Source organism: Xylophilus sp. ASV27 (assembly GCF_016428875.1).
Taxonomy (GTDB): Bacteria; Pseudomonadota; Gammaproteobacteria; order Burkholderiales; family Burkholderiaceae_C; genus Xylophilus.
The window spans coordinates 1-15042 of record NZ_JAELTO010000110.1; the positions used below are offsets into that span (position 1 = coordinate 1).

Sequence of the window (15042 nt, forward strand, 5' to 3'; positions counted from 1 at the left end):
CCTGGAACGGCAGGATGCAGGCCGATGCGTTGCCGCAGACCACGATGTCATCGGGCCGCATCTGCCCGAAGATGCGGCTCACCATCACGTAAGGGTTCAGCGGGGCGCCGCTCTGCTGTTGATGTTCAGCCGCCGCGTCGTAGCGCTCGCCCGTCTGCTGGCACCACCTTGCCCATGATTGGTAACTGGGCAGTTGGACGCGCGCAAGTTCTTCTTCCAGCACGTCCAGAAAGTCGTTCAGATCGGCCGCCACGCCCAGGTCGGGCCGCACGGTGGGCTTGTTCAGCTCGGCCTCGTCGATGTCCACCTGCGCCAACCAGGCGTTTTTGGCGAAGGCGTCCCAGTTGTAGCTGGTCTGGCGGATGTTCAGGCGCGAGCCCAGCACCAGCACGCAGTCGGCCGCCTGCAGGCAGAAGTTGCCCGCGCGCGTGCCGATGGTGCCGGGGCGGCCGGCGAACAGCGGGTGGTCCGAGGCGATGAGGTCGTGCGTCCACGCCGTGGCCAGCGGAATGCCCAGGCGCTCCACCAGCGCCAGCAGGCGCGCTTTGGTGCGCGACAGGCGCACGCCGGTGCCGCCCAGGATCAGCGGGCGGTGCGCCTGCTGGAGCCTGCCGGCGATGGCGCGGCAGGCGGCGCGCAACTGCTGCGACGGCGGCTGGCGGGCCGGTTGCGGCGGCGCGGGGATCTGCAGGGCTTCGGTGGACTGCTGGATGTCCAGCGGAATGTCCAGCCACACGGGGCCGGGGCGCCCGCCGGTGGCTTCGGCGTATGCCTGCGGCAGCAGGGTTTCCAGCTCTTTTTCGGAGCGCACCAGCCGCGCGAACTTGCACACGGGGCTGGCCATGGCGATGGTCGGGCCTTCCTGGTCGCCGAGCTGGCGCAGGCCCGGCACGTCATGGAAATCGATGCAGGTCTCGCGCTTGATCTGGCCAGAGAGGACGATCATCGGGATCGAGTCGGTGAAGGCGCCATACACGCCGTTGAGCGCGTTCACCGAGCCTGGCCCGGTGGTCAGCATCACCACGGCGGGTTTGCCGGTGATGCGGGCGTAGCCCTCTGCGGCCATGGCGCAGGCCTGCTCGTGGTGCATGAAGGTGCAGCGCAGTTGCCCATGCCCGCCCAGCGCCTGGTTGAGGAACATGGCGCCGCCGCCGGTGACGGTGAAGACCTGCTCCACGCCCTGGGCCGCGAGCCAGTCGGCGATCTGCTCTGAGACGCGCCTCACAGTCACAGCCCCCGGTTCAGGATGAGGCTCTTGAGCGCGGGGCTTTCGCTGTAGGGCCCGTCGATGTGGTCGATGGTCAGGCGCTCGTGGGCCTGGATGGGTTGCAGCAGCCGCTCGCCGTTCATCACCTCGCGGCACGAGAGCTGCCCCTTGTGCAGCGGTATGGCGAGGTAGAAGTCCTTCTCGAACTGGTCCTTGTCGAAGACGTACCCGGGCGCCAGATCGCGGCGCGCATAGGCTCCGCGCACCAGGGCGTTGAGGTATTCGGTCTCCTTGCGCGAGATGTTGCGCCGGCGTGTGCTGACGCCGCCGCACATTTCCTTGGCCTTGTGGAAAGCCTTGAACCAGGCGTCGCACTGCTCGGGCAGTGAGCAGTAGTTGGACACCGGCACGCCCTCGTACTGGATGTCGATGTGACGCTCCCAGGTGCGCGCGCCCTTGCCGTAGGAGATCAGCATGGAAGAGTGCCAGTCGTGGTACTCGTGCGTGGACAGGCCGATGACGTGGCGCGGATAGCGGCTGCGCAGGTAGTCGATCTGGTCCAGGTGCAGCTCGTCGTCCTCGCTGGGGTAGAGCGAGACGCAGTGGTTGATGGCCAGCGGAACGTCGCGCTTCTCGAAGAATCGGACGACGTCGTCCAGGTCTTTCTCCGAGGCGCCGCCGGTGGAGATGATGGTCGGGCGGCGGGTAGACGCGATCTTCTCGATCAAGGGCCAGTCGTTCATGTCGGAGCTGGCGATCTTGATGATCGGCATGTCGAATTCCACGCACAGATCGACCGATGCCTCGTCGAACGGCGTGGCCATGGGAATGCAGCTCAGGTTGCGGATTTCTTCGACCATCCGCGCGAAATCGGCCTTGGAGAGCTTGGTGTCCTCGGTCTTTTTTACATAGCGCAACTCCGTGTTGCCTTTGAAGTCGGGGTGGATGAACTCATCCACATCCCGGAACTGCAGCTTGATGGCGGCCTTGACGTTGTTGTAGCGGGTCACGGCTCCGTGATCGCGGATGATCTTGAGGCCGCGCTCCAGCTTGCCCCAGTGGTTGTTGGCCAGTTCCAGAACGAACAGGTTCTCGAACAAGTCCTTGTCCCGTTGGCTGATGGGTCCCATCACATTGCTCCTAATCGAAATCGACGCCCAGGAAGGCTCTGATCCTGGCCGCCGCAAAGTCCATCATGTCTTGCGTGAGGGCGGGCTGCACTCCGATCCAGAAGGTGTCGTTCATCACCGTGTCGGTGTTGTGCAACTCACCGCTCACGCGATAGTTCCTGCCGACCATATACGGTTGGCGGGTCAGGTTTCCGGCGAAAAGCAGGCGGGTTCCCACCTTGTTCTGGTCGAGGTAGGTCAGCAGGTCCAGGCGCGATACGGGCGCGCACTCGCGCAGGGTAATTGGAAAGCCGAACCAGGATGGGTCGGCATGTTCCGTGGCACGGGGCAGGATCAGGAACTCCTCGCAGGCGCGCAACTGCTCGTGCAGGTAGGCGAAGTTCTGCTTGCGCTGCGCGATGAACTGCGCGGCCTTGTCCAGTTGCGCCAGCCCGCATGCGGCCTGCATGTCGGTGATCTTGAGGTTGTAGCCCAGGTGGCTGTAGGTGTACTTGTGGTCGTAGCCGGCGGGCAGGCGGCCCAGCTTCTGGCAGAAGCGCTGGCCGCAGGTGTTGTCCTTGCCCGGCGCGCAGTAGCAGTCGCGGCCCCAGTCGCGGAAGCTCTCGGCGATGGCGCGCAGCTCGGCATTGTTGGTGAACACCGCGCCGCCCTCGCCCATGGTGATGTGGTGCGCGGGGTAGAAGCTCAGCGTGCCGATGTCGCCGAAGGTGCCCACCATGCGGCCCCGGTAGGTGGAGCCGAGCGCGTCGCAGCAGTCCTCGATCAGCCACAGGCCGTGCTTCTTGCACAGCGCGGTGACCACGTCCAGGTTGAAGGGGTTGCCCAGCGTGTGGGCCAGCATGATGGCGCGGGTCCGGGGGCCGATGGCGGCCTCGATTTGGCTGGCGTTGATGTTGTAGGTGCCCAACTCCACGTCCACGAACACTGGCACTGCGCCAAACTGCAGGATCGGATTGACCGTGGTGGGGAAGCCCGCCGCCACGCCGATCACCTCGTCGCCCGGCCGGATGGCGCGCTCGCCGAGCCGAGGGCTGGTGAGCGCATGGAAGGCCACCAGGTTGGCCGAGGAGCCCGAGTTCACCGTGATGAGGTGCTTGACGTCGATGAACTGCGCCAGCCGGCTTTCGAACTGCGCATTGAAGCGCCCCGTGGTCAGCCAGCCGTCGAGCGCGGCCTCCACCATGAGCTTGATTTCACTGGCGTCGATCAGCTTGCCGGAGGGCGGTACTGCGGTAATTCCCTCCACGAAAGGCTGCGGCGCCAGCGCCAGGGCAACGTACTGCTCCACGAGGCGGGCAATCTGTTCTCTCAGCGTGTGTGAGTCGTCCATGGGGAATTGGTCGTCGAATTGGCTTGTAGCCATGGTGAATCAAAGGCTTGCAGCTACTAAATCAGGAGCGAGCAGGGTGTCTGCATCCTGAAGAAAGCCGGTCAATTGCGCGCGGCAGACGTCCAGCGCGGGCGCGGCGCGGGGGCCGTGAGTGGACAGGTGCCACTGCACGGTTTTTTGCAGCGCATCCCTGCCGCTCCACACTGGGCGCCAGCCGAGCCGCTGGCGCGCCTTGCTGCAGTCCAGGCGCAGTTGCTGGGCCTCGTGCGCATGGGTGCCGGGTGGGTCGGCGCTCCATCGCACCGGTCGCGGCCAGTGCTGGGCCAGCAGGCCCACCACCGCTTCCACGCTCAGGGCGTCGTCGGCCTGCGGGCCGAAGTTCCAGCCTTCTGCCCAGGCCTGCCCCTGCTCCTTTTGGCCCAGTCGCTCGGCCAGTTGCAGGTAGCCGTGCAGCGGGTCGAGCACATGCTGCCAGGGGCGGGTGGCCTTGGGGTTGCGCAGGTGCAGGGCGGTGTCGCCGCCGAATGCCGCGAGTGCGTCGGGGATCAGGCGCGAGGGCGTGTTGTCCCCGCCGCCGATCACATTGCCCGCGCGCGCCGTGGCCACGGCAACGCCCTGCTGCGCCAGGAAGCTGCGGCGGTAGCTGGCGGCCACCAGTTCGGCGGCGCCCTTGCTGGCCGAATACGGGTCGTGTCCGCCCATGGGATCGCTTTCCCGGTAGCCCCAGGGCCATTCATGGTTCTCGTAGCACTTGTCGCTGGTCACCACCACGACGGCCGCCAAGTCGAGGCACGCGCGCGCGCATTCCAGCACCTGCGCCGTGCCCACGACGTTGACGGCAAAGGTCTCCACGGGCTGCCGGTAGCCCGCCGGCACCAGGGCTTGCGCGGCCAGGTGGAAGATGACCTCCGGGTTGGCCGCCTGCATGGCGGCGTGCAGCGGCGCGCTGTCGCGGATGTCGGCCAGCGTGGAGCGGGCCATGCGTTCGCCCAGCGACAGGCGCTCGAACAGGCTGCCTGGGTGTTCTGGCGGCAGTGCATAGCCATGCACCTGCGCCCCCATGTCGGAGAGCCACAGCGCCAGCCATGTGCCCTTGAAGCCGGTATGCCCGGTCAGGAAGATCCGCCTGCCGGCCCAGAATGCGGGATTCACCAGGTTTTCCATGGGGCCTGTCCGCTGCTCCACAAATCTTCGAGCGTTATCTTGTCGCGCAGGGTGTCCATGGGGCGCCAGAAGCCGGTGTGCTGCCAGGCCATGAGCTGGCCTTGCGCGATCAGCCGCTGCACCGGGCGGTCCTCCCAGGCGCTGCCGTCGCCTTCGATCAGGTCCAGCACCTGGGGCGAGAGCACGAAGAAGCCGCCGTTGATCAGGCCGCCATCGCCCACGGGCTTTTCCACGAAGGCGGTGACGGCTTTTTCCGTGATGTTCAGCGCGCCGAAGCGCCCGGGAGGCGCCACGGCGGCGATGGTGGCCAGCCGCCGGTGCGCGCGGTGGAAGGCCAATTGCGCGCCGACGTCGATGTCGGATACGCCGTCGCCATAGGTGAAGCAGAAAAGCTCCTCGTCCTCGACGTAGCGGCGCACCCGCCTCAGGCGCCCGCCGGTCAGGGTTTCCTCCCCCGTATCGACCAGTGTGACCCGCCATGGCTCTGCATGGCGCTCGTGGATTTCCATGCGGTTGTGGGCGATGTCGAAGGTGACGTCGGAACTGTGCAGGAAGTAGTTGGCGAAATACTCCTTGATGACGTAGCCCATGTAGCCGCAGCAGATGACGAAGTCATGGACGCCGTGGGTGGAGTAGCCCTTCATGATGTGCCACAGTAGCGGTTTGCCGCCAATGGTCACCATGGGCTTGGGCCGGGACATCGTTTCTTCGCTGATGCGGGTGCCGAGGCCGCCCGCCAATATGACCGCTTTGACCATGTAATCGCCTCATGGGGCTGGAATTGGTGGCAGGAGCGGGTGGCCGCTGCAAAATCCTGATGATGCCGCTATCTTAAGTGCCGTGCCGTGCCGTGCCGTGCCGCGGCGGGGCGGATGAATAGCGGCGGTTCCAGCCCTCACTTCGCCTCTTCCATGAGCCAAAGATTGGCAACAATGGTCCCCGTCGTGTTGGCGAGGCGCTTTGCTGACAGCCCCCCCCGCCACGACATCGGAACATTGGAAAACAAATGGATCTTCGGCAGGACTCTTCCGGTTTCACGGCGCGGCATACCCTCGGCAGCAGTTTGCCGGCGGATGGACCGACGCTGGACCCGATCTCTTTCATGATCTGCTCGGGCGACGACCGGAAGTTTGCCCGCTTCAGTGCCCGCATCGCAGATATCTGCAGCGCCCCGCACGAGATCATCCGCATCCGGGATGCCGCGAGCCTGGCGGAGGGCTACCAGCGCGGCGCGGCCGCAGCACGCCATGAGGTGCTCGTACTGTGCCATGACGACATCGACCTGCTGTGCGGCGAGGCCTTTGCCGCCATCCTGTACGACAGCCTGCAGCGCCACGACGTGGTGGGCGTTGCCGGCGCTAAGGAGCTCAAGACCGCGTTCTGGCTGAACGGCGGCGCCGCCAATCGCGCCGGTCTGGTCATACAAGGCCCGGCGGACCAGTCGCAGGCCACCTTCGCCATCCATGAATACGACGACTCGCGCGCCCGCGAGATACCTGTGCAGGCACTCGATGGCGTCTTCCTGGCCATGCACCGGAAGGTCTTGCAGACGGTGCAGTTCGATGCCGACACCTTCGATGGCTTTCACCTGTACGACATCGACTTCAGCTACCGCTGCCACCTGGAAGGACTGCGGCTCGGGGTGTGCAAGGACTTCTTGCTGGTCCAAAGCTCCGCCGGCGATTTTGGCGACGAATGGCAGCGCTATGAAAAGCGCTTCCAGGAGAAGTTCCCCGAGTTCCAGAGCGCTCCCGCGCGTTTCCCGGCGGAAGATGCGTGGACCGTGGTGCCCGCCAGCTCCAAGGCCGACGCACGGGCCATGTGCGAGCAAGCCAGGGGCGACGGCGCCCCGTCGCTCAAGGAACTGCCGGCGCGGCGCGAGGACGACAGACGCTACAAGCTGTGGCGCAAACGCACCTCGTTCCAGGAAATAGATGCCCAGTTGCTGGCCGAGCGCATGGTCTTGCACTGGACGCAACGGCCGCGCTTTCACTTCCTGATGGAGCTGGCGCCGGGCGCCGAGCATCTGCTGGCCGACACGCTGGATGCGCTGCAGGCCCAGCTCTACCCCGACTGGATGCTGACCGTCGCCACCATCCTGCCGGCGCCCGAGGCTGCGGCCGATGTGCCCGGGCTGCAGTGGCTGGCCGTCAAGCAGGCGTCCGACCTGGGCCTGGTGCTCGACGAGGTCGCCGCCATATCGGGTGCCACCTGGCTCGGCCGCATCGCGCCCGGGCTGGCGCTGGAACCGCAGGCTCTGCAGGTCATGGCGGACTACGTCAACGCGCGCCCGGACTGGCGCCTGATCTACTGCGACGAAGACCTGCGCGGCGCCGACGGCAGCCGCATGCAGCCGCGCTTCAAGCCGGATTTCAACCTGGACCTGCTGCGTGCCCAGGACTACTTCGGCAGCCTGGTGCTGGTGGAAAAACAGGCCTTCATCGCCGCCGGCCGCTTCGGCAGCCTGGCCGGGGCCGAGAACTACGACCTGGCCCTGCGCCTGCTGGACCAGGTGGGGGAGGGGGCAATCGGGCACGTCAGCCAGGTCCTGGCCAGCAGCCCCGCGGAGCCGGCGCAGGCGCGGCGGCCCGACAGCGAGAGAGCCGCCCTGCTCGCGCACTGCGAGCGGCGCGGGTTGTCGGTACGCGTGTTCGACGGCGCCGCGCCGGGCCTGCGCATGCTGCGCTACGAATGGGACACGGCGCCCTTGGTGAGTCTGGTCATCCAGACCACCGACCGCGAGGAATACCTGGCGCCGCTGCTGGAGAGCCTGCAGCAGCGCACCGCCTACCCGCGCTACGAGGTGGTGCTGGTCGACAACGACTCGCGCGACCCGGACGCCCTGCGCTATCTGGACAGCCTGGAGGCGGCGCCGGCCTGGCAGGGCCGCATCCAGCGCGTGAGCGTGCCCGGCGCCTTCAGTTACGCCGCGGGTGCCAATGCCGGCGCCGCGGCCGCCGCCGGGCAGTACCTGCTGTTCCTGGACAACGACACCCATATCGTGCAGGACGAGTGGCTGGACGTGCTGATGGGCATCGCCCAGCGGCCCGAGGTCGCCATCGTCGCGCCGCGCCTGAACTACCCGGAGACCGCCCGGGTCCAGCAGGTCGGCTGGATCACCGGCCTGCGCGGCATTGCGTCCAGCCCCTGGGACGACAACCTGGATCCGACCGAGCCTGGCTACATGGGGCGGGCGCTGTCCGAGCAGAACGTCAGCGCGGTGAGCGGCTCCGCGCTGCTGATCCGCAAGAGCGTATTCGATCAATTGAACGGCGTGGACTCCCGGTTCGCCGTGCACCTCGGTATGTTCGACCTGTGCATGCGGGCGGGCGAGCGGGGTTGCAAGCTGGTCTGGACGCCGCATTCGATGCTGGTGCATTACGGCGGCGTCTCGATGAAGGCGCAGCACCGCAAGCCGGAACATGCCCTGGCCAATCTGCTCGACTGGAAAAAGGCCAGCGATGCCATTCTGGAGCGCTGGCTGCCGCAACTCGCGCATGACCCGGCCTATAACCGCAACCTGAGCCTGATCGAGCCCTACAAGCCGGAGCATGTGGCCTCGATCGACTGGGACCCGAACTTTCGCGACCGCACGCGCATCCTGGCCGTCCCCGTTACCGGCGGCGCGGGTGAATACCGGCTGCGCGCGCCGCTGCGCGCCATCGGCAAGGCGGGCCTGGCGCAGACCATGGTCTGCGAGTCGCCGAAAGCCTTCCAGGTGCGCATCCTGACGCCTGCGGAAGTGGCCCGCGCCGCGCCGGATGTCCTGGTTCTGCACCAGCCGCTGGGGGACACCTTCATCGATGCGCTCGAGTCCTATGCACGGCACCTGCCAGGCATCAGGCGCATCATCACCGTCGACGACCTGATGTCCGCGATACCGCGCAAAAGCTCGGCCTACAAGAACGGTTTCAAGGACGGCCGCGCGCGCATGCGCCGCGCGCTGGCCCTGGCGGACCGGCTGGTGGTCAGCACCCAGCCGCTGGCGGAGTTCTGCGCCGACATGGTGGACGACATCCGGGTCATGCCCAACTGCCTGGAGGGTGCGCTGTGGAACGGCGTCACGCCCCCGGGCAGGGCGCGCTCCAGGCCCCGCGTGGGCTGGGCCGGCGCGCAGCAGCACCTGGGCGACCTGGAACTCGTCTACCCGGTGGTCGAGGCCCTGGCCGACGAGGTCGACTGGGTCTTCATGGGCATGTGCCCGGAGCCGCTCAAGCCCTACGTCAAGGAATACCACGAGTTCGAGCTGGACTTCCGCCTGTATCCGGCCGCGCTGGCCCAACTGGATCTGGATCTCGCCATCGCCCCGCTGGAGCTCAACGCCTTCAACGAGGCCAAGAGCAACCTGCGCCTGCTGGAGTACGGCTTCATGGGCTGGCCGGTGATCTGCACCGACATCGCCCCCTACCGGAACGCGCCGGTCACCCGCCTGCCGAACGACCCGCAGCGCTGGATCGCCACGATCCGCGAGCAACTGGCCGAGCCAGACGCCCTGAAGGCCGCCGGCCATGCACTGCAGGGCTGGGTGCGCGAAGGCTTCATGCTGGAGAACCACGTGGCCGGCTGGTTTGCCGCCTATGGTGGGTAGCTGTGAGACCACCCCCAGGCTACGCGCTTCGCGTCTTCGCCTTCCTCCTCAAGGGGGCTGAGCCCGTACACGAAAGGTCCGGTGGACCTTTCGTGACTGGCGAAGGGCCGGGCCGCTGGCCCGGCGCGGTCTGCAAGACCTCTCCTGCGGCCCGGCAAAGCCGGTTCCGCGGATGTCCTGGCATGGCCTGCTCGGCAGCCTTCCGGGGGTCGTTCACGGACATTTTTTTTACAAAAAGCCTCAAGTTTTGTCCCGGGAACCCGAAAAACTCATCAATGGACCCGGCAACGGGTGCATTGACCGGCAAGCGCTAACAACGTACCGACAGACGCTCCGGTCTTGACGCCCTCCGAAGGGAGGGCGGCACGATTGGCAATCTTGCCGGATTTTTAAGCAACGTCAGGAGTACTGATAATGGCCTCAACCATCAACACCAACGTTTCGTCGCTCAATGCACAGCGCAACCTGGCCTCGTCCCAGTCCTCGCTGGCGACCTCCATGCAGCGCCTGTCTTCCGGTCTGCGGGTCAACAGCGCCAAGGACGACGCCGCTGGCCTGGCCATCGCCGAGCGCATGAACGCCCAGGTGCGGGGCATGACCGTGGCCTCGCGCAATGCCAACGACGCGATTTCGCTGGCGCAAACCGCTGAAGGCGCGCTGGGCAGCATCTCCGACAGCCTGCAGCGCATGCGTGAACTGGCCGTGCAATCGTCCAGCGGCAACTACGGCAGTGGTGATCGTGCCAACATGCAAGCGGAATTCGCCCAACTGCAGGCGGAAATCAGCCGGGTGTCCAGTGGCGCCAAGTTCAATGGCACCCAACTGTTCGGCTCTGCGGCGGCTGCCGGCACGCAGTTCCAGGTGGGGGCCGGTACGGATAGCACCGACAGCATCACCGTCAGCGGCGTCAGCCTCACCTCGAGCGGCGCCACCTTCAGCGCAGCCGCATCCACTGTGTCGATTTCCGGCGACGGCTCGGCCGGTATCGCCAATGCCACCAGCGCGATCAATGCGATCGACGCCGCCATCGACCAGATCACGTCCGCGCGTTCCACCTACGGTGCCGCGCAGAACCGTTTCGAGCAGGTCGTCAACAACCTGAGCGTCAACATCGAGAACACCAGCGCCTCGCGTGGCCGTATCGTCGATGCCGACTTCGCCGCGGAAACCGCCAACCTCTCGCGCGCGCAGATCCTGCAACAGGCCGGCACCGCCATGGTCGCGCAGGCCAACCAGCTGCCACAGGGCGTGCTCAAGCTGCTCCAGTAAGCGGCTTTCGGCTAAGCTCTGCGGGCGGCGGTGGGCGTGAGGCTCGCCGCCGCCTTTGGTCTTGAATTCATCCTCACAGGGAGCTCCGCACCATGGCCACCATTTCCTCCACCGGTCCCGTCACTTCGACTGGCCTGGGCAGCGGTATCAATGTCGAAGACATCATCACCAAGATGAAGGAGGTCGAGACGGCGCGCCTCAAACCGCTGGCTGCCGACGCCACGCTCACCAAGACCAAGATCTCGACCTACGGCAACCTGCAGTCGCTGCTGTCCACTCTTCAGAGCGCCGCCACTAAGCTGGCCGATGCCACCAGTTCGGGCCTGTGGGGCGGCATTACCGCCACCTCCGGCAACACCGCGGCCGTGACGGTTGCCAGCACCGGGGCAGCCCAGGCCGGTTCCTATGACGTATCGGTCAGCCAGTTGGCGCGGGCGCAGACCGTGGCCTCGAGCGCGGTGGCGCCTGGTACCGCGCTGGGCGCCGGCACGCTCACCTTCACGCTGGGCAGTTGGGCCACCGACGGCAGCGGCAAGGCCACGGGCTTCACCGCCGGCTCGGCCGGCGCCATCAGCGTGTCCTTTGCCGAGGGCGAGGACAGCAGCCTGGCGGCCGTTGCCCGCAAGATCAATGACGCCGGTACCGGTGTCGTGGCCTCGGTGGTCACGGATTCCTCCGGCCAGCGCCTGGTGTTCCGCTCCGCCACCACGGGCCAGGCCGCCGGCTTCAAGATCGATGCCTCCAGCGGCAGCAGCAACGGCATGAAGGCGCTGGCGTTCGACGCCACCACGGCCACCGGCACGTTCCAGCTGGCGCAGGACTCCGTGGCCACGGTCAACGGCATCTCGGTCAGCTCGGCCAGCAAGACCTTCGAGGGCGTGATCCCGGGCGTCACGTTCAAGGTGTCGCAGGTCACCACCTCGCCGGTCGGCGTGGACGTGGCGGCCGACACCGCCGGCATGACCAAGGCGGTGCAGGATTTCGTCAACGCCTACAACGCGGTCAATTCCCTGCTGACCACCTCCACCAAGTACGACGCCGGCAGCAAGACCGCCGGCGTGCTGCAGGCGGATTCCACTGCAGTGAGTCTGCGCAGCGCCCTGCGCAACATGGCGACCTCGACCACGACCGGGGGGGCGCTGAGCGGCCTGTCCGGCATCGGGATCGACACCCAGAAGGACGGCACCCTGGTGATCGACGCCGGCAAGCTGGCGTCGGCGCTGGCCACGCCGGCCAATGTCAAGGCGCTGTTCTCGGCGAGCACGGGCGACAGTTCCAACGACGGTATCGCGCTCAAGTTCAGGACTGCGTTGCGCTCGATGCTGGCATTCGACGGCACCGTCGCGACCAAGAGCAACTCACTGCAGACGGCGCTGGACAGCAACGCCAAGGACCAGGACAGGGTCAACGACCGCTGGACGGCCACCGAGGCCCGCCTGCGCGCCACCTACACCGCGCTGGACGCCAAGATGGCGTCGCTCAACGCCCTCGACAAGTACGTATCGCAGCAAGTGGCGACCTGGAACAAGTCGACTGGTTGAAATAGGACCACTCCCAGGCTACGCGCTTCGCCTCTTCGCCTTCCCCCTGCGAGGGGACACATCCTGCGTACCAGCGGAGCCGGTTCCGCGGATGTCTGCGCTTGGCCTGCTGGGCGGTCTTTGGCGCGGAGCCTCTTGCTTGATATTCCGCGTCATTGACAGTGGACGCCAAACGCCCCGGGGGAAAGACATGGCACTGCCCCTTTATTTTCCCGATGCGCTGCCGAAAACCACAATAGAGTCAACGCTGAGGAATCCATGATGTTCACTTCTGTTCAGGCACGTGCCGCATCCGCTTACCGCCGCACCAGTGTCGATAGCGCCAACCCCTATCAAGTGGTCGGTCTGCTGTTCGACGGCTTGATGCAATCGCTGAGCCTGGCGTCTTCGGCCATCCATACCGGTGACGTGGCGCGCAAGGGCGAGGAAATCAGCAAGTCGGTACGGCTGCTGGAGGAGGGCCTCAAGCTGGGCCTGGACCTGGAGCGCGGTGGGGAGCTCGCGGCCAACCTGAAACTGATCTACGACTACAGCATCCAGCGCCTGACCTATGCCAACCTGCGCAACGACCGCGCCGCGCTCGAAGAGGTGATGCGGCTCATCGCTCCGGTGGCCGACGGCTGGCGCCGCATGCCGCCTCCCGCCTCCACGCCGCAGGCCGCTGCGGCCGACGGTGCCGCTGTCTACGCGCTCGAGGCCTGAACAATGCCCGCAAAGCTCATCGACTACTACAAGGCCATCGAGGACAGCAGCCGCAAGATGCTCGATGCCGCCAAGGCTCGCGACTGGGACGAGGTGGTGCGCTACGAAGGCGCCTGTGCCGTGCTGATCGAGCAGCTGCGCTTCCGCGCGCAGGAGCTGGAACTGCCGCCCGAGCACCGCTCGGAGAAGGTGCGCATCATGCAGCGCATCCTGCGCAACGACGCCGAGATCCGCTGCCTGGCCGAGCCCTGGCTGTCACAGTTCGACCGGCTGATGCAGGACCAGCCGCAGATGGTGCACTGAGCCCGTCTCCTGCCGGGGGCCGCGTCAGCGGCCCGGCGGGGCCGGCTCCTCGGTGTTTCGGGCGTTCCATGCAAAAAAACCGGCGTTTGCCGGTTTTTTTGCATGGAAAGTGGCTGAGGCCCAGGTGCTGCCTGGGCTATTAGCTATCAAAAATATAGCTAAACCTGCATGTTCATGATGTCGGTATAGGCCTGCACCATGCGGTTGCGCACGTGCATGGTGGCCTGGAAGCCGATCTGGGCCTTCTGGATGGCGACCATGGTCTGCTCCAGGCTGACCTTGGGGTTCTCCATCTGCACTTCGCGCTGCAGGCTGCCGGCCTGGTTCTGCGCCGCGCTCACCGACTCCAGCGCGCCCTTGAGTGCGCTGCCGAAGCCGCCTTCGGACGCGCCGCCGACCTCCGGCCGCGCCTGGGTGGCGGCCGCGCGGGCCGCGGCGACGGCTGGGCTGGCAAGCGGTACGGAAGAGGGGGCTATGCGAAAATCCATGGCGCTGATCCTAAAGTTTTCGCCAGTCGTGCCGAGCCCGAATAGCGGGGGGAATCCGCGCCTTATTCCGGCAACGCCGGCCAGGGCGGGCCGAATAATCTGTTTCGTCCAGGGTGCGCCCGTGTCCCTGGAATTACCCGGAACCCCGTATGTCCGCCGTTGCCGAAATTCCTGCCAATTCCCTGCCCCCGGCCGCTCCCGCCTGGTCGCGCCGCCTGGCCGCGCTCGACCGCGGACAGCGCCTGCGGCTCGGCCTGGGTGTGGTCTTGCTGCTGGCCGTGGTCATCATCGGCCTGGTCATGGGGCGCCAGGCCGACTGGCGCGTGCTGTACTCCAACCTGTCGGACAAGGACGGCGGCGCCATCGTGGCGCAGCTCACCACGATGAACGTGCCCTACAAGTTCGCCGAGGGCGGCGGCGCGATCCTGGTGCCGTCGGACCGGGTGCACGACGTGCGCCTGCGCCTGGCCTCGCAAGGGCTGCCCAAGGGCTCGGTGACCGGTTTCGAGCTGATGGAGGGCAACCGCTTCGGCATGACCCAGTTCCAGGAGCGGCTGAACTTCCAGCGCGGGCTCGAGGGTGAGCTCACCCGCACGATCCAGTCGATCGAGTCCGTCGAAACCGCGCGCGTGCACCTGGCGCTGCCGAACCAGAACGGGTTCTTCCGCGAGCAGCAGAAGCCCTCGGCCTCGGTGCTGGTGACGCTGCGCGGGGGTCGCACCCTGGACCGCGCGCAGATCGCCGGCATCGTGCATCTGGTGGCCTCCAGCGTGCCGGGCATGACCCCCAGCTCCGTCAGCGTGCTCGACGACACCGGCAAGCTGCTGTCCAACCCGCCAGACGGCACGCCCGGCGCGGGCTCCGGCGGCGACGCCCAGCAGCTGCAGTACGTGCAGCAGATCGAGGCGCTCTACAGCCGCCGCATCCTCGACATCCTGGAGCCGGTGGTGGGCCGCAGCAACGTCAAGGCGCAGGTCACGGCAGACGTGGACTTTTCGCAGACCGAATCGACGTCCGAGCAGCATCGTCCGAACCAGACCGCCGACAGCGGCGCGGTGCGCAGCCAGCAGGTGGTGGAGAGCACCGGCCCGAGCAGCGCGCAGCCCGCCGGCGTGCCCGGCGCCACCTCCAACCAGCCGCCGGCGCAGCCCGCGGCGCCGGTCAACGGCCAGGCCGCGCCGCTCACGCCGGGGGGGGGGGGGGATACACATCTGACGCTGCCGACGAAGAGAACCTAGTGTAGATGTCGGTGGGGGGGGGGGGAGGGGAGGGGGGGGGGGGGGGGGGGGGGGGGGGGGGGGGGGGGGGGGGGGGGGGGGG

At 66.8% G+C, this 15042-nt stretch carries 11 protein-coding genes and 1 pseudogene; 6 read left to right on the forward strand and 6 right to left on the reverse strand.

The genetic code is table 11. The features are described 5' to 3' along the window. The 5 genes from JHD63_RS25055 to rfbF all read right to left on the reverse strand — a co-directional run. Positions 1–1225 (reverse strand): thiamine pyrophosphate-binding protein (locus JHD63_RS25055; protein WP_198972304.1); only part of this gene is annotated, 1225 nt, incomplete at its 3' end. Between the two features lie 2 nt (positions 1226–1227). After that, entirely contained in the window at positions 1228–2337 is a 1110-nt protein-coding gene (locus JHD63_RS18625; RefSeq protein ID WP_198972305.1) for an N-acetylneuraminate synthase family protein, read from the reverse strand. Between the two features lie 10 nt (positions 2338–2347). Beyond that, the gene (rfbH, locus tag JHD63_RS18630) at positions 2348–3667 is read right to left on the reverse strand and encodes a lipopolysaccharide biosynthesis protein RfbH (RefSeq protein ID WP_198972306.1); all 1320 of its coding nucleotides are present in this window, start codon (positions 3665–3667) and stop codon (positions 2348–2350) included. Between the two features lie 39 nt (positions 3668–3706). Beyond that, positions 3707–4831: a CDP-glucose 4,6-dehydratase gene (gene rfbG, locus JHD63_RS18635; protein WP_198972307.1), complete on the reverse strand. Its 1125-nt coding sequence runs from the start codon at positions 4829–4831 to the stop codon at positions 3707–3709. Further along, positions 4816–5589 (reverse strand): glucose-1-phosphate cytidylyltransferase, encoded by a 774-nt coding sequence (rfbF, locus tag JHD63_RS18640; RefSeq protein ID WP_198972308.1) that lies wholly within the window; start codon positions 5587–5589, stop codon positions 4816–4818. The genes rfbG and rfbF overlap by 16 nt, the downstream gene beginning before the upstream one ends. Positions 5590–5933: 344 nt before the next feature. On the opposite strand from rfbF, the gene JHD63_RS18645 reads away from it, so the two are divergent. The 5 genes from JHD63_RS18645 (at position 5934) to JHD63_RS18665 (ending at position 13234) form a co-directional block, all read left to right on the forward strand. Next, a complete protein-coding gene (locus JHD63_RS18645; protein WP_198972309.1) occupies positions 5934–9419 on the forward strand; it encodes a glycosyltransferase in 3486 nt (1161 codons plus the stop codon). 414 nt (positions 9420–9833) lie between these two features. Next, on the forward strand, positions 9834–10688 hold the full coding sequence (locus JHD63_RS18650) for a flagellin N-terminal helical domain-containing protein (protein ID WP_198972310.1): 855 nt from the start codon (positions 9834–9836) through the stop codon (positions 10686–10688). A gap of 92 nt (positions 10689–10780) precedes the next feature. Then, positions 10781–12229 carry a flagellar filament capping protein FliD gene (gene fliD / locus JHD63_RS18655; RefSeq protein WP_198972311.1) on the forward strand — a complete coding sequence of 483 codons (1449 nt, stop codon included), beginning with the start codon at positions 10781–10783 and terminating at the stop codon, positions 12227–12229. Between the two features lie 261 nt (positions 12230–12490). Next, on the forward strand, positions 12491–12931 hold the full coding sequence (fliS, locus tag JHD63_RS18660) for a flagellar export chaperone FliS (RefSeq protein WP_198972312.1): 441 nt from the start codon (positions 12491–12493) through the stop codon (positions 12929–12931). Between the two features lie 3 nt (positions 12932–12934). Continuing rightward, on the forward strand, positions 12935–13234 hold the full coding sequence (locus JHD63_RS18665) for a flagellar protein FliT (protein WP_198972313.1): 300 nt from the start codon (positions 12935–12937) through the stop codon (positions 13232–13234). A 158-nt stretch (positions 13235–13392) separates the two neighbouring features. On the opposite strand, the gene fliE is transcribed toward JHD63_RS18665, so the two are convergent. Further along, positions 13393–13722: a flagellar hook-basal body complex protein FliE gene (fliE, locus tag JHD63_RS18670; RefSeq protein WP_198972314.1), complete on the reverse strand. Its 330-nt coding sequence runs from the start codon at positions 13720–13722 to the stop codon at positions 13393–13395. A 149-nt stretch (positions 13723–13871) separates the two neighbouring features. Between fliE and fliF the strand changes: the two are divergent. Beyond that, positions 13872–14954, forward strand: a pseudogene (gene fliF / locus JHD63_RS18675) (flagellar basal-body MS-ring/collar protein FliF); the annotation flags it as partial. Positions 14955–15042 lie beyond the last annotated feature (88 nt).

Coding starts and splice junctions, on each gene's coding strand:
- JHD63_RS18625 (WP_198972305.1), bottom strand. CDS start 2,337: ATGGGACCCATCAGCCAACGGGACAAGGACTTGTTCGAGAACCTGTTC.
- rfbH (WP_198972306.1), bottom strand. CDS start 3,667: ATGGACGACTCACACACGCTGAGAGAACAGATTGCCCGCCTCGTGGAG.
- rfbG (WP_198972307.1), bottom strand. CDS start 4,831: ATGGAAAACCTGGTGAATCCCGCATTCTGGGCCGGCAGGCGGATCTTC.
- rfbF (WP_198972308.1), bottom strand. CDS start 5,589: ATGGTCAAAGCGGTCATATTGGCGGGCGGCCTCGGCACCCGCATCAGC.
- JHD63_RS18645 (WP_198972309.1), top strand. CDS start 5,934: ATGATCTGCTCGGGCGACGACCGGAAGTTTGCCCGCTTCAGTGCCCGC.
- JHD63_RS18650 (WP_198972310.1), top strand. CDS start 9,834: ATGGCCTCAACCATCAACACCAACGTTTCGTCGCTCAATGCACAGCGC.
- fliD (WP_198972311.1), top strand. CDS start 10,781: ATGGCCACCATTTCCTCCACCGGTCCCGTCACTTCGACTGGCCTGGGC.
- fliS (WP_198972312.1), top strand. CDS start 12,491: ATGTTCACTTCTGTTCAGGCACGTGCCGCATCCGCTTACCGCCGCACC.
- JHD63_RS18665 (WP_198972313.1), top strand. CDS start 12,935: ATGCCCGCAAAGCTCATCGACTACTACAAGGCCATCGAGGACAGCAGC.
- fliE (WP_198972314.1), bottom strand. CDS start 13,722: ATGGATTTTCGCATAGCCCCCTCTTCCGTACCGCTTGCCAGCCCAGCC.